We start from the raw sequence: 18,628 nt of genomic DNA, 5'->3' as shown, positions 1-18,628 counted from the left end.
AAAGGCGCCAATTTGTACTTAGGCATTGATTATCTAAAACTTGACCTTCACCGTGCGGATTTCGTAGGGTTTGATAAAGAATTGGATGCGGTTTCCTTCGATTTTTATAGGTTCGTCTTGGCGTTCGAGCAGGTTGCATTCGGCGGCTTTTTTTGGGGGGCGGTGGAATTGGAGGGTTACCGGGCCTCGTTGGTTGTAGGCTTCGTGCAGGCGGACGATGACGGCGTCTTCTTTTTCCGCCCATTTAACGGTTTCCAGGATGACGTGTTCTTTATCCACGGAAACGAACGATTCGCCTTCGACCAACATTGGATGGGAGAAGCGTCCTGGAAGCATGAGCGGCTGCGAATTGAGTTCGTAGGCGCGCTGGGGAATCGCCGCGTCGCGCCAACCGCCTTGATGGGGGTAGAGGCTGTAAGTGAAATGATGAACGCCCACGTCCGCGAGGGGATCGGGCGCTCCGGCGCATTTGATGCACGTCAGCCGGATGGTATTGCCTCGGATGTCGTGGCCGTATTTGCAAGTGTTCATCAGGCTCACGCCGTAATCGCCTTCGGATAGATCGACCCACTTGTGAGCGCAGGATTCGAAGCGCGCCCAATCCCAGCTTGTGTTCCAATGCGTCGAGCGCTGAATATTGCCGAATTGGATGTCGTAGGTCGCGGATACGGCGCGAATCGCCGCTGGGAAAGCGGCTTTCAGCAATACGTCTTTGTTGACCCACTCGATGCGCGTATCGAAATCGATGCGGCGGGAACGGCGATAGAGGGAAATATTCTGTTCGATGGTTCCGTCGAGAATAGTCTTTTTGACGCGGATCGTAGCGCGCAATGGCCCTTCCTCCACGACGGACATTTCCGCCTTATCGCCGGTGGAGAGCAATTTGTCCTGATAGAAAATATCGATATCCCATGCGTCGTGAGCGATGGGCTTGTCTTCGAAGGCCTGAAAAACGTTCGCCGATTGGCCAGGAAGCAGGACTTCGCGCTGCGCTTCTTTGTCATAGAGAGACACTATCTCTCCCCGCGCATTGAATTCAATCCGCAGCATCGAATTTTCCAAACGGCGCCGCACGGCCTTCAGCGTCCGCTCCATCGGCGCGGCGTCCGGCGCGGGAGTAAAAACGCTGGCGCTCAACGGCGGCAGCGCTGCGCCTTCCATCAGCAGCCATTTCCCTCCCCCGACGGTTTCGACGATCTGCGTCTCCGCCGCCGCGCCGCCGCTGGCGTACGCTTCGCAGGCGCTGTCAGGCAGAGGAATGAGAAAAGGCTCTTTGCGGCGCCAGCTCAATGTGTTTACCAGCGTAAAAACTTCGTCCTTGCGCTGAGAGCGTTGCGCCAGGATTTTGCCGGATTGCGCAACGATCCGTTCCGTCTCTGCCTGAATCCAGGCGTAATCATCCGCGCTGTCCAGGTAGACTTGACGGATGGAAGAGCCGGGAATGATATCGTGGAATTGATTGAGCAGGATTTTTTCCCAAATCGCCCGAAAGCGATCTCGCGGATATTCTTCTCCCGCCAAAGCGGCGAGTGCTGCGACGAATTCCGCCTGTTGCATGCGCAATTCCGCTTCCCGGTTGAATTTCTTATTCTGCGCCTGGGAGGTATAGGTTCCCCGGTGATACTCCAGATAAAGTTCGCCTTCCCAAACCGGCATCCGATCCCGCGCTTTCTCTTTACGCTGGAAGAAGGCGTCCGCGCGCCCTTGCTCCGTTTGGGGGAATCCCGGCATGTTTTTCAGATTTTCCGCGCAGAGCAGCATCTCTTCCACCGGTCCGCCGCCGCCGTCGCCGTAGCCGAAGGCGAGCAGCACTTCGCCGCTGACGTCTTTTTGGCGGTAGTCTCTCCACGTTCCTTGAATTTCTTCCGGCGTTAAGAGGCCGTTATACGTCTTGAACCACTGGCCGGAAGGGGTATTGATGAAATGAGCCAGGACTTCCGTCCCGTCGAGACCGCGCCAGCGGAAGGTATCATGCGGCATGGGATTGTATTGATTCCATGAAATCTTCGTGGTCATGAAATAGGGAATCTCGGCCTTTTGCATAATCTGGGGCAGCGCTGCATTAAAACCGAAAGCGTCGGGCAGCCAAAGGATGGAACAATTCGTTTTCAATTCCTCTTCGAAAAAACGGCGGCCATAGAGAAATTGCCGCACCAGCGATTCGCCCGAAACCAAATTGCAATCCGATTCGATCCACATGCCCCCGTCCGCTTCCCAACGGCCTTCCTTGATGCGCTTTAGAATGCGTTGGAAAAGAGCGGGATTTTCTTCTCGGACGTACTGATACAATTGGGGTTGGCTTTGGAAAAAGCGATAATCCGGATGGCGCTCCATCAAATCCAAGACGGTGGAGAAGGTATGCACCGCCTTTTCCCGCGTCCGCCGCAGCGTCCACAACCAGGCGACGTCGATGTGGGCATGGCCGATGCAGGTTACTTTTTCCCGCGCGGGGGGAGCGTCCAACGTTTTCAATTGTTGTTTCAACTGACGCAATACGTCACGGATCGATCGATAAAATTCTTCGGAACGCGGATGTTTGTAGTCGATGCGGTTGAAGGCGTCGCCCAATAGCGTCATCATCTCCCAACGGAGACGGGAATCTTCTTGGAGCGATAGAATGACGCCGGTAAGCGTTTTGGCTAGATGGAAAAAATTCTGCGCGTCCCGATTCAGAACGGCGATCGAACATTCCGCCAGTTGATAAGGGGGCAGGTTATTCAATTTGAGAAATTGATAGGGTTCGCCGGTATAAACACGGATGGCGACTTCGAACGAATGGCCTTCCTTAGCCGATTCGGCGAGACGAATTGCGCAATGATTGCGGTCGATCCCATGACGCAACTCGCCGTTGACGTAGACCAATCCTTCCGGCGTGTGCAGGGTATATTCCCTCGATAAAGCGATTCGAAGATCGATGGTTTGCCCGGCGAAGGAAGGAGGGATAACGACGGGAACATGCATCCAATAATAAGTTTCGAATTGCGGCCAGCCATCGCCTACCCGCATATTCTTCCATACGCCGCTCTTTTCGGAAAAATCCATGGGATTGTTTAAAGGTTCCTGGGCGTAACGGATTTTTTCGATCGATTGTTTATAAGCATACATCAATTGATGCTGCTCGAATTCTTTTAATCGGGATTGAATACGGTCAAGGAGCATCTTCATCGTAAATTACCGGCAACCTTTTTGGATAGAAATTTATCCAAACCATTTAGCGCTTGAAAACCGTCTAAGCAAGAATTTACCGCGCCCGGCTGATCCGCATCGCATAGTAAAAAATATTTTTTTTAATCTTGAATTGGCCAATCGCATCTCAAAAATCGAAACGAATGACATTCCCAGAAATCATTTGAATCAATGAATTATGAACGCTTATAAATTGTACTATTAAATATGTCTTCTATACAATATGAAGTATAACAAAAAAATTTTATTTTTTAATTCTTTCTCCAGTTCAATCCCCAAATATATCGTAAAAACGAATCCGTAAGGAAATTTTCCCCTTCATAAATCTGAACATACGCCTCCCCTTCCCCATTTTCTATAGAAAAAGAATACAAAGAGATGGAGCAATGGTATGAAACAGGCAGAACAACCCTTCGACAGACGATTTTATAACTAACTAATTCCAGTTACACGAAACGAAGCGAATCGGCGACGGCGTAACGCCGGATTTTACTGAACGTTTTCGGCGTACAAGGCCCTTCGCCCGTAGTTCCCGAAATCGTAAACGCCGTCCAGCCTTCTCCGCCATTGCCCAAACAGGCGCCGCAAGCAGCGTTGGCGACGAAGAGGTTGACGCGCATCAACTTGGCGAAAGCGGTGATGCGGTCGACGAGGCGGCTGTGGATGATCGCCGTATGGCCGAAGCCGTGTTCCGCTTGCAGCGATTTTTGCATCGCCTCTTCAAAGGTTTGGACGCGGACGATCGCCAAAACCGGCATCAGCAATTCGATTTGAACGAAGGGATGCATGGCGTCCACTTCGGCGATCAGGAGTTCGCAATTGGTAGGAACAGCGACATTGATAGCTCGCGCGATAACGGCGGCGTCTTTGCCCACATAATCGCGGTTGGCGTGGCCGTCGGGAGTAACGATGACGTTGGTCAACGCATCGGTTTGGCTTTTATCCAATAAATAGGCGCCCTGCTGACGCATGGCGGAAATGAATGAGTCATAAACCTGGCTGAGAACGAAGCATTCCTTCTCGCAGATGCAAGGCATGTTGTTATCGAAGGAGGCTCCGGCGTAAATCGATTGCGCCGCATGGACGAGATCCGCCGATTCGTCGACGATGACGGGGGGATTGCCCGGTCCCGCCACGATCGCCCGCTTGGGGCTGGATAGAGCGGCGCGCACGACGCCGGGGCCGCCAGTGGCGACCAGGAGTTTCACGTCGTCATGCTCCATAACCCGTTTCGCCGTGCGCAAGCTAGGTTCGCGAACGGAAGTCAACAAGTTGGCGGGCGCTCCGGCGGCGACCAAGGCGCGGTTAATGGCTTGCATACTTTCCAGCGTGCATTGAACCGCGCCGGGATGGGGACAAAAGACGACGGAGTTTCCAGCGGAAAGCATGGCGATGGAATGATTGATGACGGTAGCGACGGGATTGGTGGAAGGGGTGATGGTTCCGATGACGCCGAAGGGGGCGTATTCCTGCAACATAATGCCCTTGTCGCCCGTCAGGCAAGTAGTTTCCAAATCCTCCGGCCCCGGCGTTTTTTCCAGGGCGAGTGTGTTTTTTATTATCTTGTGATCGACGCGGCCCATGCCGGTGTCGTGGACAATCAATTCCGCCCAGGGATGAAGATTCTGGCGCGAGGTTTCGCGGATGATGGAGACAAATCGTTTTCGATCTTCCATCGGAACATTATAGAAAAGGGCGGCCGCCGTTTTTGCCGCTTGGATAGCCTGATCGATATCTTCGAATACGCCATCCCGTCCGCCGCTGACCGCTCCGCCCGCGCAGGTGGCGACATGTCCGCCGCCCGCTGGGGGAGACTGCTGCATTTCCATCAAAACTCGCTTCACGATTTCCGCTATATGCTGCTCATCCATTTCGAATCGATTCGTCTCCCTTTAGCGTTGCGGAACAATGACGATTTCGATGCCCTGCTTCGTCAAATATTCCATAGCCAGCGGCGTAATCAATCCGCCGCGGGCGACTTTCACTACCGGCCCCTTTAATTTAATGGCGTCTTCTTCCGTAACCAGGGCGGTTATCAAATCGGGGCCGCTCTCCGCTTTATTAATCGCTATCCGCCCGATTTCCTTCACTGCCTCTTCCGCCGGGCGCAGTTTCAATCCCATAACAGCTAATTGTTCGCGGTATTTGCTCAAAATTTCCTGAATGCCTGGAACCTGGTTGCCGCATACGAGGCAGGCGGTTGCTCCCAATCCATCGTCCGACGCCACAGTGGGAACGTTCTGCGCTAAAGAAGCGAGCATCAAGTTCAAGGTAACGTTATCGGTAATTCCCAACGCCAGTTTGGCGGCGTGGGTGCGGCTGATGGAGGGAATGAAGACGGAAACATACCGCTTCATATCGTAAATGATTTCGCTCAATTCCGCCGGTTGATCGATCATGCGGAAGCCGAGCGCTTCAACTTCGGCGATGGGAATCACATACTTGGCGCTATCGGAAAAAATAGCGTCCAGCCGCATTCCCGCTTCCCGCCATATGCGAAAAGCGGCGGTTAAGACGTCCCATTTTTCCCGCGCTCCCGTGAAAAGAACGAGAATGGCGGGGCCATCTATTGGAAGAGGCGTCGCCTTTTTCATGGGGGCAAGAGAAGCCGCAGGCGCGCTGCACGACGGCCCCCGGCAGGCGAACGAGTCGAGGGTTGCGTTTTGATCGGGAGGAAGAAGGGCATCGTCTCCTCGCCGACGTTCGGCCAGGATTTTATTCACTTCTTCCGTTATGATGCGTTCAAGGGTGCTTGAATCCATCGCTTCTCGTTTCGATCGCTATTTTTAGGCTTACTTATTATGTGAGTAAACGAGATGATTCATTTCTCCCCCCAAACTTGGGGGGAGTTAGAGGGGGGTTGTCGTCGGGCTGCATCAACCCCCTCTGTTTCTCCCCCATCTTGGGGGAGAAAAAAAACTCGCATACCTTATAAATTTTTTTTAAGGAACGATTTCCACCATCTCGCCGCCGCGCAGGCCGCAGGCGTTGCCGTCGTCCGTATCGAGGTGCATCTCGTCCAGGTATTTTTCACTGACCCGCAGTTGGGCGTCTTCCAGCAGCGTCTTCTTTTCCGAGTCGACGCGGACTTTGACGATTTGATTGTCCTTCAGTCCCCATTTTTCCGCCGATTTTGTCGAAAGATGGATATGCCGGTTAGCGATGATAACGCCTCGTTGCAAATGGACGACGCCCACGGGGCCTACCAGGATCAATCGCTCGCTGCCTTCATGATTGCCCGAAGGCCGCACCGGCGGATCGACGCCGAGGTAGATGGCGTCGGTTCGGGATACCTCGACCTGAGTATGCTGGCGTAAGGGACCGAGTACCCGCACTTCCCCCAAGCAGCGCATTCGCGGTCCCACCAGAGTAACGGATTGCTTGGATGCGTATTCGCTCGGTTGGTAGAGGGGATTGCGCGGCTCCAATTCGAAGCCCTTGCCGTATAGGACATCCAAATCCTCCCGGCACAGATGAACGTGCCGAACGGACAGGTTGACCATAACCAACCGCTTTTCGGACAAGCTCGCGCCGCCCGCCTCGCGCAGGCGGGCGACGACTCGGCGCGTTACTTGTTCCACAAGGGCTGCGTCCATTGGAGGATAGGCCATGATTTCGCGTTCCCAAAGAAAACAAGCGTGGCGTAACGGCCACGCTTGGGACAAACATCGTTCTCTTTAGCAATCAAGATTCGGATTTTGGCCCGCGAAGAAAAGCGCGGTCCGTTAACCTTATTCCCCTTTGGAGGGCAGTATGTTTTCGATATCGCTATGGGGTCTGGGAATGACGTGAACGGAAACCACTTCGCCGACTTTGCGCGCCGCCGCCGCTCCCGCATCCGTCGCCGCTTTTACGGCGCCGACGTCGCCGCGCACCATGACGGTGACGTAGCCGCCGCCAATTTTTTCCTTGCCGATGAGCGTTACGCTGGCGGCTTTCACCATAGCGTCGGCGGCTTCGATGGCGCCAACCAATCCGCGAGTTTCAACGAGTCCCAGGGCTTTACCTTCCACGGGATTATCCTCCATTTCTTGATGTACGTTTCTCGATTTATTGAGGTTCGAACCGTTTTCTCCACCGAGAAAACGGAGTGCGTTTATATTATGTGGAGACTACTAATCCCCCGCCCGCCTGTCAAGCCGAATAAAAGCGTTAGGGCTATTTCCTCGTTAAAGAACGGGAAAATTGGGCTATAATCAAGCGTAATATCTGCTATACTTTACTTCAAAAGTTGCAGAGATGCTGCCTGTACGAATATAGAAGAAATAATCGAGCAAATAATTGGATTTATTGTTTGGCGCATCTCTATCCGAATAATTAAGCAGTGGATTATGCGGGCAGGGAAACACTCCGCATTTTGTGAGGATCACCCTTATTATTGTTAGGCGTGCAGTCACGCCCTTCCATTTTGCGTGAGGTGAAAAGATGACAAAGCAAGCAGAGATTCAGTCAACTTCATACGAGAAAATGCTTCTTAATATTGTGAGAACGCTCCCGCCTGAACGCGTCTCGGAATTGATTGATTTCGCGCGTTTCCTTCATTCACTTGTAGTTAAGCCTAACGAGCCTGCCGTATACGAGGAACAAAACTCCGAGGCCGATAAGAAATGGGAGCAATTGCTCGCAAAGCCAGAGGCGCAGCAGGCTATGATCGAAATGGCTCATGAGGCGCGCGCAGACCTCGCCGCCGGACGCACAACGGAAATCGCTGTCACGGAAGACGGACGACTCGCGCCAGCATGAAATCGAAAGCCGGTTAAGCGGGGCGTTAGTCTTACAGGTAGGGAGGTATCGTAAAATGGAAGCCGTTCAGGTGAAACAAGTCATGGCGAAGGATGGAGAATTGTTGCTCACAGGCTTGCCCTATAAGAAAGGACAGTCTGTAGAGATCATCGTTTTCCCGCAACCTACGGCCCCTACGCCGAGCAAGCGTTTGACCGTAGGACGCTTACGCCAGTCGGGATTGATCGGCTTATGGCAAGATCGCGACGATATCGGCGACAGTTCAGTCTATGCGTGCCAACTGCGGGAACAAGCTCAACTGCGAGGAGTCATCCACAAGTACGCGAAGCCGGAACGCAAGTACTAGAATTTTCAATGGTTTGTACGCCTCTGTCCGATAATCCAACAGCGTATTATGTTGGCGGGGATACTTTACGTATCTTATGCGGATTAATATAATTATTGTTAAACGATACTAAAACTGAAAGGAGTATGAGTCATGACAGCGAATGTATTCGTCAGCTTTGATCATGATGACCAAAAACAGGTAGGAGGATTTAAGTTGCTCAATAACAATCCCAAGCATCCATTAGATTTTCGTGATCATTCATTGAAAGAACCTGTCATAGACAGAAGTGGTAAGCCTATCAAATACCCTCCAAGCGACAATCGGTCAAAACCAGTGCGAGATGAAATTCTCAAGAAATTTGAAAAGTGTTCAAAACTTGTAGTCCTTATAGGAGATGATACTCATAAGAGTGAGTGGGTTGAATGGGAGATTGATAACTTCTTCAAAATGAAAAAAGACCTTTCGGGGGACAATACTTGGAAAAGAATCCGCGGAATGAAACTTAAGGGTTGCGACAACGCTAAAATGCCAAGTGCCCTTATGGGTCGATCAACAAAAGAGTTGACTTGGGATCCAGTTAATCTTGATAAATGGTTGGATCAAGATCCTGATGAATAAGGAGAAAATGTTAATGTCCGCTGCTACCATTTTATTCACAGATATAGTCAGCTTTTCCAAGAAGCCAACAGCGGAACAGCGTCGACTTGTTGAGTCTCTTACATCCGAGGTTGTACATGAGTTGCGGACATTGTTGATCCCACCGTTGGATACACCGAGTATTATTGCATTGCCGACTGGCGATGGCCTCGCACTGGCATTTCTTCATCGAACTAACCACCCTTGGAGCCACACCACTATTTTGCACCTTATTCTCAGAATGCATCAATGGGCAAACAACCAGTCCTCACCTCATAATTTAGTAAGTATAAGAGTTGGTGTTCATGTCGGCGCTGTCGAACTCGTCACCGATATCAATGGCAAAGCTAACTTATGCGGTGATACAATAAATTATGGACAACGGGTGATGGATGCAGCAAACCCACGTCAGACCCTCTATTCGGAAGCAGCTTTTAGGGAATATGTCGGAAGTGAATCTCCTTCTTGTAACACTCCTCTGTTTTCTGAGGATGTTAAAGTTGATTTTCTTGGGCCAATAGAAGTATATGCAAAGCATGGTCTTCAAATACTCGTTTACAAACTATCGCTTGAACCATCACAGCCTTATTGGACGAATGATGACCCGATTGCGAAACAATTGATGTTGACAACCTTGACACCCCTGCCCAAGGAAGTCGTTGGCTCTTTCAGTGAGCAGATTCACAAAGGAACCAACATCGCCTTTATCCAACTCACTGGCGATAGGTTTATATCAAAGTTCAATGAAGGCGAAATCGAGTTCTCAAAACAACTCAAACGCTTTTGGGTGTTCATGCCCGCACCTGACGTATATGCGAATCTTCACTTGACCAAACCACAAGCAACTCCTCAACTAGTCAAGGATTGCGTTCAAAAGTGGAAGGATTTGTTCGCCAAATTGAAGACGCAATTCACTGACGCTGATTTCAAACTTGGACTATTCAAAGAGCCACCATACTTCGGGGCTTCATATATTGATTGGGAACGTCCTGATGGAAAGATACACATCAGTCCCTATGTATGGAATGTAGCCGCACCAAATTGTCCTGGATATGATATCTATTGGATCGGTAAGAAACCGTCAGCCATTTATGAAACATATGTTGAGGGTCTTCAATATCTTTACCAAAGCACTGAAAACGAACTCACAAAATGAGAGAATGCCTATGCACCAAAAAATGATAGCAGATTGCATAACAAATGCTTCAACTCGGGCTGGTAATTCCGCTACGCTCCATTGCCAGCCGGTTTATCATAGCGTTAGGCTTATAGATCAAAGGAACCGCAAAGGAACTAAACTTTGAGTGGGATGAAAAAAAAGCCAAAACGAATTTCATAAAGCTCAAAGTCAGTTTTAATAAAGCCATAACGGTTTTTTTCGATCCCTACTCAATATCAATACATGACCCTGACCATTCCGCGGATGAACAACGGTATATTAACATCGGCAGTTCTGACAAAGGCAGTGTGCTAGTGGTGGTTTACACCGAGCGCAAGTCGAATATTCGTATAATCAGTTATCGCAAGACGATTTTATCAGAGCGGTAACGTTATGAAGAAGAGGATGAGTAAGGAAGAAGATACCGCCATGCGCGCAGAATACGATTTTACGGGCGGAGCGCGCGGCAAGCATTATAGGGACGTGCAAGCGGGATATACGATCACTATTCATAAAGCGGATGGCGAGACCGTTGTTAAAGACGTAATGCCAAAGGAAGGCGTTGTGATTTTAGAACCTGATATTCGAGCGTATTTTCCCGACTCGGAATCTGTAAATAAGGCTTTACGGTGTTTAATTCCACTGCTGCCCAAAAAGGGTAGAACTAAGGCGAAGTAAACTCGCAGCCTTCGTTCCGAAACGTTCACCTATAGAAAAAAATGAGAAAAATAGAAGAAAATTACCAACGCATAATGGACGATAACCGTTCCTTCGATATCCGCTTTTGGCAATCGCAGGGAGACAAAGCCATTTTTGAGGCCGTCGAGGATATGCTAAACGATTATTTCTTGATTCGAGGGAAACATGCTGACGAGTCCAGACTTCAGAGAACTATTGAAAGTTTTCGAAAAGCATAAAATACGTTATCTATATTCCTCTTTCCATGGAATCATAAATAATCCGTGAAATCCGTGATTCGAAAACTTCGTGGTATTCTCCTTTTTTTCGTGGTTTCGTGATTCAACTACGCATTTGATCAAACCGCTCCGCGCCCTATTGCGCCTTCCTGAGAACTACGCGAAAATGGCTTCATGGTTCTCGATCCAATCAATATTACTCATAACGATGCGCAAGCCATTCTCCGCCGCCGCCTGGTCTGGCTGACCGGCCTGCGCTGGCACGCCATCGGCGGCGTCCTCTTTGCCGCCATGATTGGGCGGTATGGATTGGGAATGCGCTTTCCCGTCCATGTCGTACTCGCCCTGGCGGCGGGCATGTTTCTCTACAATTTTTATTATGCGGCGAAAATACGAACGCTGGAATTCGATCCCCGCATCGCCTTCCGCCAGATTGTTCTCGACGTGATCGCCTTCTCCCTGATTCTTTTCGTGACGGGAGGATTCATCAATCCCTTCTTCACGTTTTATTTCTTCATCGTTATTCTCGCCCGCATTATTCTCACGCGCCGCGAAAGCCTGTTCATTACGGTCTTCGTAACCATCTGCTTCGCGCTGCAAGGTCTTTCCAATTACGTCGTCCCCGTGGATATGAAATTGAGCGAGGAAGGGTTGCTGCGGGCGGGCGGCCTTTCCTTTCACGTGATCGGCGCTCCCCTCAGTTTCGTCCTGACCACGGCCATCACCGCTTATTTCATCTCCGTCATCATGAACGATCTGCGCAAGCGCGAAAAGGAGCTGCGCGCCGCCCGCCGCCAGGCGGAATTAGAATTGGACAAACTCGATAACATCCTGCGCCATTTGGAAACCGGCATGTTGGTCATCGGCCGCCAGGGCGAGTTGGAATGGGTTAACAGCCGTCTCGAAGCCTGGTTCGGTTCCGAAGGCAAGGACGAGGCGTCGGCATGTTACCGCGTCGGCGGCGCCGCCAAGGAATACCGACGCCTGGCGGAAACGACCGCCGCGCCGGATTCGGAAAGAAAACACTATTTCGAGATGCGCTTGCCCACCGTCGGCCAAGGCGTTCGCGATTTTGAAATTATTCTCACGCCCATCCGCAATTCCAAGGGTGAATGGCTTCAATTAATCGAGCTTGTCCTCGACGTTACGGAACAGAAAAAAAACCAGACGCAATGGGCGCTTGCCCAGCGCTTGGCGGCCATCGGGCAACTGGCGGCTGGAGTGGCGCACGAAATCAACACTCCGTTGGGAACCATCAGCATTCTCGCCGAGGAGACGCGCGAGATCATCCGTTCGGCGATCGCGGCTCGCCAATGTCCGCCGCCGGACGAAGTGGACGAGGCGCTTCAGACCATTCACCAGCAGATTTTGCGCTGCAAGGAGATTACCCAAGGTTTGCTCAATTTCTCCCGCCAGCCGGAGCGGGTGCGCGATTTCGGATCGCTCAACGAAATCGTCCACCAAGCCGTGGAACTGGTGCGCCCCAAATGCCGGGGAGTGGCGCTAGCGGAAAAGTATGATGAAGCTATTCCCGAAATTCTCACCGAAACCAGCGGCCTGCAACAAGTAGTATTCAACCTATTGGTCAACGCCATCGACGCCGTGGAAGGATTGGAGCGAGAGAAGAAAATTACGATTGCGACGTTTCAAGAAAACAATGCCGCCGGCGTTCACATTTCCGATAACGGCTGCGGCATTGCCGAAAAAGACCTGCCCCACATTTTCGAACCCTTCTTCACAACCAAACCCATCGGCAAGGGCGCCGGTCTTGGACTTTACGTATCCTACGGAACCATGCAAGATTTAGGCGGGCGTCTCGAAATCGAAAGCCGTCCCGGCGAAGGAACGACGGCGAAAATATGGCTCCCGGCGCATCATTCTAAAAGCAGTGATTAGTGAAAAGTGACGAGTGGTTAGTAACTCATGTTACGCGCTAGGGAAAATCAAAAGGAATCTCTTTTCCTCGTCGTTTGAATCACGAAACCACGAAAGAAAAAAGAAAGACGCGAAAAAAGAAAAGAACCGCATTCGACGTAAGGAATCGCGCTGCGAAAAAGATTTATCCGTGAAATCCCAAAGAATCCTCGATATCCGTGATTCAAAAATTTCGTGGAATTCGAGCCTTTTCGCGATTTCGTGATTCGAAAACGCAACGAAAAATAAAACCTATGCGCTGCGTTGTATAGGCTGCTCCAACTTGCGGACGAGACGTCCGCACTCCTAGAGCGCGTAACATGAGTTAGTAAATAAAAATCAAAAAAAATATACCAATCTCCATTAAATCGCTTACCGTGAGTTACCAATTGCCGTTTTTAAAATCATGAACGATCACGCAACGATTCTACTGGTTGACGACGACGCCGTCTTTCTGCGAACGGCGGGGCGGGCGCTGGAGCGGCGCGGCTATTCCGCTGTATACGCCGCCAACGGCGAAGAAGCGCTGAGGAACGAATCGCTATCCGACTGCGACGCCGCCGTCATCGATCTGAATATGCCGGGCATGAACGGCTTGGCGCTGTTGGAGCGTCTGCGCGAATCTGTGCCGGATTTGCCGGTCATCGTGCTTACCGGCTACGGCTCCATCGACACGGCCATCGACGCTATCAAACTCGGCGCATTCCATTACCTGACCAAGCCTTGCGACATCTCCCAATTGGAAATCTATCTGAAAAAAGCCGTCGAACAAAGCGGCGTTCAGCGCGAAAACCGCCGCTTGCGCCGCGCCATCCAATGCGCGGAAGCCTCTCACGGCATCGTGGGCCAGAGTCCGCCCATCCGCCGCCTTCTCGATCTGATCAACCGCATCAAAGACGCCGACGCGCCCGTTCTCATCACCGGCGAGAGCGGATCGGGTAAGGAACTGGTCGCCCGCGCCCTGCATTTTCAGGGTAAACGGCGCGAGCATCCATTCGTGGCCGTCAATTGCGCTACGCTAAAACCCGAATTGTTGGAGAACGAACTCTTCGGCCACGTCTCCGGCGCATTCACCGGCGCCACGGCTTACAAGGAGGGTTTGCTCTCCGTCGCCGACCGGGGAGCGCTATTCATTGACGAAATCGCCGACATGGACCCCAACGTCCAGGCCAGCCTTTTGCGCGTCATCGAGACCGGCGAGTTTCGCCCGCTGGGCGCCACCAAAGTTCAGACCACCAGCGCCCGCATCCTCGCCGCCGCCAATCGCCCTCTCGACGAATGGGTCGCCGCCGGACGATTCCGCGAGGACCTTTACTATCGCCTAAACGTTCTCGTCGTCCATTCTCCCCCACTGCGCGAGCGCAGGGAGGATATCCCCTTGCTGATCGAATCCTTTCTCCAGCGCTCGCCCGGCGCGGCGAAGGGGATTCGCTTCTCGCCGGAAGCAATGCAGCTTCTCCAACGCTATAACTGGCCGGGAAACGTACGCGAACTCTTCAATATCTGCGAGCGCTCCGTCCTCTTGACCAACTCTCCCGTTATCGCCGCGGACGCTGTCGCCTCCATTCTTTCCATGCCCAGCTTTTCCGGCGAAGCGCCTGCTATCAAGACGGATCAAACTTGCTCTCCCACAACGTTAGATGAAGCGGAAAAAGCCCACATCCAACGGACACTCGAATTCACCCAAGGCAACGTATCCAACGCCGCCGAAATCCTCGCCATCGACCGCCGCACTCTCCAACGCAAAATGGCGCGCTACGGTTTGCGGGGGGAATGATCCTTGGCGGAGTACCACACGTGGTTTGAGGGCTATATCAGGCGGAAATTATGGTGGGCTACGCTTCGCTTTGATCCCACCCTACCCGACTCTTCCGTCCGAACCACGAAAACACGAATTTCTACGAATTTCACGAAGAACGGCTTTTTTTGTGTGCTTTTCGAGCCTTTCGCGCTTTCGTGGTTCAAAAAATTCCCCGCGAGCTGCGCCTTCGGCGCAGCAAAAAAAGTGAAAAGCGTTCAAGCGCAAAGGGTAACAGGGTAATAGCGCCTAGGGCTACGGAGTCCTGGAAACCCGAAAACCAACGTAGTAGTACGTGTAGTCCGAGTCGCGGCTGTCCCGATCCGCAGACCGGCAGATCCCGAGGTCGTAGCTCCAGTAGCCGCCGCGCAGAACCCAATAACTTCCAGAATTCGGTCCCGCTGGATCTACTTGAGCGCCTCGATTTGTCGGACTCTGCCACGAATCGCTGCACCATTCCCACACATTGCCGTGCATGTCGTACAAGCCCCAGGGATTGGGCAACTTCTTCCCCACTTCCTTAGTTCCAGAAACATTCCCCCCATAAGTATTATTTCCACACCACCACATTTGTTTATCCGCCAATTCACAAAAACCACATGAATCATCACACTCCAACGCATCGCCAAACGAAAACCGGGTAGTGGTTCCCGCCCGGCAGGCGTATTCCCACTCCGCTTCCGACGGCAATCGATAACCGTTGGCGCTTATGTTCGCCGCCCAATCGCCGCTTTCGGTATACACCAACGTCAAACCTTCATTCCGGCTCAGCGCATTGCAAAACTTCGCCGCGTCGTACCAAGAAACATAATAAACCGGATAATTCGCCCCAACGCCGTATGATCGCGCCGGATTGCTCCCCGTCACCGCTTGGTACTGCGCCTGCGTCACCTCGCATTTCCCCAAATAGAAAGATTTAGTTAGCGTCACTTGGTGAGGATACCAGTCACGTCCCTTATATCGTCCGCGTTCCGTCGATGAACTTCCCATGATGAACGTTCCCGCCGGGATGAGAACCATCTCCAGCGGCTTGGCGCCGGCGGGGAGGTTGGTTAGAGAAACGGTAAAAGTTTCGCCGCCCGGCGAAGGTGTAGGAGTAGGCGTTGCCACTGGCGGAACGGGCGTCGAAGTCGCTTCCGGCGCTTCAGTCTCGCCAGTAATTTCCGAAACGGCGGCTTCGATCTTATCCGCGCTCATGAAGAGCGCTTCCAGGTTATCCACATAAACCGTAAGTGGTTCAGTTTTACTAGTGTTGATGATTTGGACGATCCCTTGAAAGCCGGTGGAGGGCGGCAAGAAGAAATCGGCGAGTCTTCTGTATTGATCCACAAAATAATTTCCATTATTAACGGTAAGGGTGGAAACGAAAACATTCTCGCCCAGATCGACGGACGCCAAATAGATGGAAGCGTGAGACGCGCTGGCGCGAACAGAGCAGCGAAGCAACGCGCAATTAGTTGTTTTAATGGGCGGGGTAAAAATCATAATCCCTTCGCCGGGATCGGCCTGGACGATCAACCCCTTGCCGTCCGTCGCGCCCTTGAACGCATGATCCGTGGGAATCGCCCCAAAAGCGGCGTTCGCGAAAGGATACTGTCCGAATCCCGCCCCCATCAGCGTGACTTGGTTCTCTTGGACGGTATTGCCCGAAAAATCGAACAAAAGGCGGTCGGCGGCTGAACTCGCAACGACCGTCGCCGTATTGGCCGCAATAACCGCCGTTCCCAAGACCATTAACCAGAAAAGCGCCAAGAAGATATCGCGTTTCATAATTATCATCTCCTTCTTTATCGATTTGCCGGATGGGGCCTATTTTCTGCTGTGAACCTACTCTAGTCTACGGAAAGGGGGGGATGGCGCATGAATATAATGATGAATGATGAATGATGAAAAATGCAGGATGGACGGGGCGGCAAAGGCAAGACGAAGTCTGCCTTTGATTGATCCCTCAAGGGCAGGCTGACGCCTTGCCCTTGCCACCCCATTGGAATGATGAATGAATCACGTTTTCAGCGGCTTCTTTTTGGCGGCGGGGAAGAGGACGTTGTTGAGGATGAGGCGGTAGCCCGGCGAGTTGGGGTATTGGGTGAGGTCCGTGTCTTTTTCGCCGACGAGGTGGCGGGGGTCTTCGGGATCGTGGCCGCCGAGGAAGGTAAAGGTGCCTTTGCCCCGCACTCCGTGGATGTATTTCGCCACGCCGGAGCCGGGGAAGTCGGCGAGGACGATGAGGTTCGGTTTGAGCAGCGCTTTGCGGAAGGCGGTGGTCTGGCCCCAGAAATCCTTCACCTTCATGACGTGATCCTGAGTGAGCATCGTGGGGACGGGATCGAACTTGGCGGAGAATTCGAAGAGTTGAAAAACGTCGCCCTGGTAGCGCGCGCCTTCGGTGACGGCGCTAGGGCTGGTGTCGATATCGGAAAACTCGTAAATCATGGGATTGGCGATTAATTTAAAATTCTGGAACGCCAATGTCTTGGAGAAATCGAGTTTTTCCTGATAGCCGGGCGTGACGCCGTCGCCGTCGATGGGCGCTTCGACGATATCGACGCCTTCCGCCGCCAGAGCGATGTCGAGAGAGTCGGTGGCGGCGCACATGGCGAAGAGAAAGCCGCCCTGCTCGACGTATTCGCGGATGGTTTTGGCGACGGCGGCTTTATGCTGCGTTACTTTGTTGAACCCGGCGCTGCGGGCGGAGGCTTGAAATTCCCGAACCTGCGCCTGATACCAAGGCGCGTTGCGGTAGCTGGCGTAGAACTTGCCGTACTGGCCGGTAAAATCCTCATGGTGAAGATGCAGCCAATCGTAGCGGGGAAGTTCGCCGCGCAACGCTTCGCCGTCCCAGATTTTGGCGTAGGGAATATCGGCGTATTCGAGGGCAAGGGTGACGGCGTCGTCCCATGGATCGGCAGTGGGCGGGGTGTAGACGGCCACCTTGGGCGCTTTTTCCAAAGGAACGACCTCCATGTTCTCTTTTTCGATGGCGGCGTGAATGGAGGCGATTTCGGCGTCGGAAACGGGAATGGCGGTTACGCCCTTCATAGCGGCGCGGCTGCGAGTGTTTTGCGTTTCATAAATGAGGAAAGAGCCGCCGCGATAGTTCAAGAGCCACTCGCATTTGTATTTGCGCGGAGCTTGCAGCGCCCAATAGGTTACGCCATAGGCTTTTAGGTGATTCGTCTGGGAGGATTCTTCCATCGGGATCAAAATCCCCTCGCCCCAGACAGTGGACGCCGCTATAAGAAACGCTATCGAATAGAAAAAAAGAGATTTCATTTTTATCCTTGACTCTTCCGGCGGGAATTGGTTTTTGCATAGATCGTTTATGAATCGAATGCGGCTAGGATCAGGCGTAGAAATAATGGAACAAGGTCCAGGCGCCGCCGATCAAAACCCATAACGTTATTATAGAAAGTATGGCGCCCATCAGAAGGATCAGGAAGGCGGGAAGGATGAGTATGAAAATGGCGCGCTGGGGTTCCAGTTCGTGAACTTCGCGAAAGGCGAAATAAAGCAGGACGCAATAAGAGGCGGTAAAGAGGATCAAATTGAGGAAAGGCACGGGAATGAGCCAAGCGTAGTAGGCGACGCTGGAGTAGGCGACGTTGCGATAGGCGGTTTCGAAATTCTCTTTACCCCCGGCGTAGCGCAATAAGCCATAAATGACGATGGCGGCGACGAAAAGAGTGCAGCAGCCGTAAAGAACGGTGGGCAGCACCGTCAAAAGCGAGAAGCCCAGCGTCAGCGGGGCCAAAAGCAGCGCGTAAAACAATTTGGGAATCAAAATATTAAAGGCGGCGAAGGCCGACGGCTCTATAAATCCGGTTTTTTCCTTATCAAGCCGAAAGAAATGGCGGGGAGAGGAGACGACGCCGTAAATATCGTCCACATAACGTTGGATGAATTGATAGGAAGCATTGCGCAGACGGTCGAGATCGCTCATCGGTTCC

16 protein-coding genes are annotated in these 18,628 nt (G+C 52.2%); 8 read left to right on the top strand and 8 right to left on the bottom strand.

What is annotated here, in order from left to right; translation table 11 throughout:
• Window positions 1-33: 33 nt before the first annotated feature.
• The 5 genes from AB1656_12715 to AB1656_12695 form a co-directional block, all read right to left on the bottom strand.
• Complete coding sequence (locus AB1656_12715) at window positions 34-3,165, bottom strand: alpha-mannosidase (GenBank protein MEW6236240.1); 3,132 nt, start codon at window positions 3,163-3,165, stop codon at window positions 34-36.
• A 467-nt stretch (window positions 3,166-3,632) separates the two neighbouring features.
• A complete protein-coding gene (locus tag AB1656_12710) occupies window positions 3,633-5,057 on the bottom strand; it encodes an aldehyde dehydrogenase family protein (protein MEW6236239.1) in 1,425 nt (474 codons plus the stop codon).
• Window positions 5,058-5,078: 21 nt separating this feature from the next.
• Window positions 5,079-5,948, bottom strand: coding sequence for a hypothetical protein (locus tag AB1656_12705; GenBank protein ID MEW6236238.1), 870 nt, complete (start codon window positions 5,946-5,948; stop codon window positions 5,079-5,081).
• Window positions 5,949-6,128: 180 nt separating this feature from the next.
• Window positions 6,129-6,797 (bottom strand): phosphate propanoyltransferase, encoded by a 669-nt coding sequence (gene pduL, locus AB1656_12700; protein ID MEW6236237.1) that lies wholly within the window; start codon window positions 6,795-6,797, stop codon window positions 6,129-6,131.
• A 120-nt stretch (window positions 6,798-6,917) separates the two neighbouring features.
• Window positions 6,918-7,199: a BMC domain-containing protein gene (locus AB1656_12695; protein ID MEW6236236.1), complete on the bottom strand. Its 282-nt coding sequence runs from the start codon at window positions 7,197-7,199 to the stop codon at window positions 6,918-6,920.
• Window positions 7,200-7,611: 412 nt separating this feature from the next.
• Here AB1656_12695 and AB1656_12690 point away from each other — a divergent pair, with 412 nt between their 5' ends.
• The 8 genes from AB1656_12690 (at window position 7,612) to AB1656_12655 (ending at window position 14,660) form a co-directional block, all read left to right on the top strand.
• On the top strand, window positions 7,612-7,929 hold the full coding sequence (locus AB1656_12690) for a hypothetical protein (protein ID MEW6236235.1): 318 nt from the start codon (window positions 7,612-7,614) through the stop codon (window positions 7,927-7,929).
• Window positions 7,930-7,984: 55 nt separating this feature from the next.
• Entirely contained in the window at window positions 7,985-8,275 is a 291-nt protein-coding gene (locus AB1656_12685; protein ID MEW6236234.1) for a hypothetical protein, read from the top strand.
• A gap of 132 nt (window positions 8,276-8,407) precedes the next feature.
• Window positions 8,408-8,875, top strand: a complete 468-nt coding sequence (locus tag AB1656_12680; GenBank protein ID MEW6236233.1) for a TIR domain-containing protein — start codon at window positions 8,408-8,410, stop codon at window positions 8,873-8,875.
• A 13-nt stretch (window positions 8,876-8,888) separates the two neighbouring features.
• A complete protein-coding gene (locus AB1656_12675) occupies window positions 8,889-10,049 on the top strand; it encodes an adenylate/guanylate cyclase domain-containing protein (protein MEW6236232.1) in 1,161 nt (386 codons plus the stop codon).
• 116 nt (window positions 10,050-10,165) lie between these two features.
• Window positions 10,166-10,441, top strand: coding sequence for a BrnT family toxin (locus tag AB1656_12670; protein MEW6236231.1), 276 nt, complete (start codon window positions 10,166-10,168; stop codon window positions 10,439-10,441).
• Window positions 10,442-10,457: 16 nt separating this feature from the next.
• Complete coding sequence (locus AB1656_12665) at window positions 10,458-10,730, top strand: hypothetical protein (GenBank protein MEW6236230.1); 273 nt, start codon at window positions 10,458-10,460, stop codon at window positions 10,728-10,730.
• Window positions 10,731-11,143: 413 nt separating this feature from the next.
• Window positions 11,144-12,865 (top strand): ATP-binding protein, encoded by a 1,722-nt coding sequence (locus AB1656_12660; GenBank protein MEW6236229.1) that lies wholly within the window; start codon window positions 11,144-11,146, stop codon window positions 12,863-12,865.
• Window positions 12,866-13,289: 424 nt separating this feature from the next.
• Window positions 13,290-14,660, top strand: a complete 1,371-nt coding sequence (locus tag AB1656_12655; GenBank protein ID MEW6236228.1) for a sigma-54 dependent transcriptional regulator — start codon at window positions 13,290-13,292, stop codon at window positions 14,658-14,660.
• 276 nt (window positions 14,661-14,936) lie between these two features.
• On the opposite strand, the gene AB1656_12650 is transcribed toward AB1656_12655, so the two are convergent.
• The 3 genes from AB1656_12650 to AB1656_12640 form a co-directional block, all read right to left on the bottom strand.
• On the bottom strand, window positions 14,937-16,451 hold the full coding sequence (locus AB1656_12650; GenBank protein MEW6236227.1) for a formylglycine-generating enzyme family protein: 1,515 nt from the start codon (window positions 16,449-16,451) through the stop codon (window positions 14,937-14,939).
• Window positions 16,452-16,682: 231 nt separating this feature from the next.
• Window positions 16,683-17,954, bottom strand: a complete 1,272-nt coding sequence (locus AB1656_12645) for an asparagine synthetase B (protein ID MEW6236226.1) — start codon at window positions 17,952-17,954, stop codon at window positions 16,683-16,685.
• 70 nt (window positions 17,955-18,024) lie between these two features.
• A complete protein-coding gene (locus AB1656_12640) occupies window positions 18,025-18,621 on the bottom strand; it encodes a YIP1 family protein (protein MEW6236225.1) in 597 nt (198 codons plus the stop codon).
• Window positions 18,622-18,628: the final 7 nt, after the last annotated feature.

This window comes from Candidatus Omnitrophota bacterium (genome assembly GCA_040755155.1).
Classification (GTDB): domain Bacteria; phylum Hinthialibacterota; class Hinthialibacteria; order Hinthialibacterales; family Hinthialibacteraceae; genus JBFMBP01.
This window is presented reverse-complemented; position numbering and strand designations above follow the sequence as displayed.

Excerpts from the sequence above, each read along its gene's own strand:
- AB1656_12715 (MEW6236240.1), bottom strand. The coding sequence starts at position 3,165 with ATGAAGATGCTCCTTGACCGTATTCAATCCCGATTAAAAGAATTCGAG.
- AB1656_12710 (MEW6236239.1), bottom strand. The coding sequence starts at position 5,057 with ATGGATGAGCAGCATATAGCGGAAATCGTGAAGCGAGTTTTGATGGAA.
- AB1656_12705 (MEW6236238.1), bottom strand. The coding sequence starts at position 5,948 with ATGGATTCAAGCACCCTTGAACGCATCATAACGGAAGAAGTGAATAAA.
- pduL (MEW6236237.1), bottom strand. The coding sequence starts at position 6,797 with ATGGCCTATCCTCCAATGGACGCAGCCCTTGTGGAACAAGTAACGCGC.
- AB1656_12690 (MEW6236235.1), top strand. The coding sequence starts at position 7,612 with ATGACAAAGCAAGCAGAGATTCAGTCAACTTCATACGAGAAAATGCTT.
- AB1656_12685 (MEW6236234.1), top strand. The coding sequence starts at position 7,985 with ATGGAAGCCGTTCAGGTGAAACAAGTCATGGCGAAGGATGGAGAATTG.
- AB1656_12680 (MEW6236233.1), top strand. The coding sequence starts at position 8,408 with ATGACAGCGAATGTATTCGTCAGCTTTGATCATGATGACCAAAAACAG.
- AB1656_12675 (MEW6236232.1), top strand. The coding sequence starts at position 8,889 with ATGTCCGCTGCTACCATTTTATTCACAGATATAGTCAGCTTTTCCAAG.
- AB1656_12665 (MEW6236230.1), top strand. The coding sequence starts at position 10,458 with ATGAGTAAGGAAGAAGATACCGCCATGCGCGCAGAATACGATTTTACG.
- AB1656_12660 (MEW6236229.1), top strand. The coding sequence starts at position 11,144 with ATGGTTCTCGATCCAATCAATATTACTCATAACGATGCGCAAGCCATT.
- AB1656_12655 (MEW6236228.1), top strand. The coding sequence starts at position 13,290 with ATGAACGATCACGCAACGATTCTACTGGTTGACGACGACGCCGTCTTT.
- AB1656_12650 (MEW6236227.1), bottom strand. The coding sequence starts at position 16,451 with ATGAAACGCGATATCTTCTTGGCGCTTTTCTGGTTAATGGTCTTGGGA.
- AB1656_12645 (MEW6236226.1), bottom strand. The coding sequence starts at position 17,954 with ATGAAATCTCTTTTTTTCTATTCGATAGCGTTTCTTATAGCGGCGTCC.
- AB1656_12640 (MEW6236225.1), bottom strand. The coding sequence starts at position 18,621 with ATGAGCGATCTCGACCGTCTGCGCAATGCTTCCTATCAATTCATCCAA.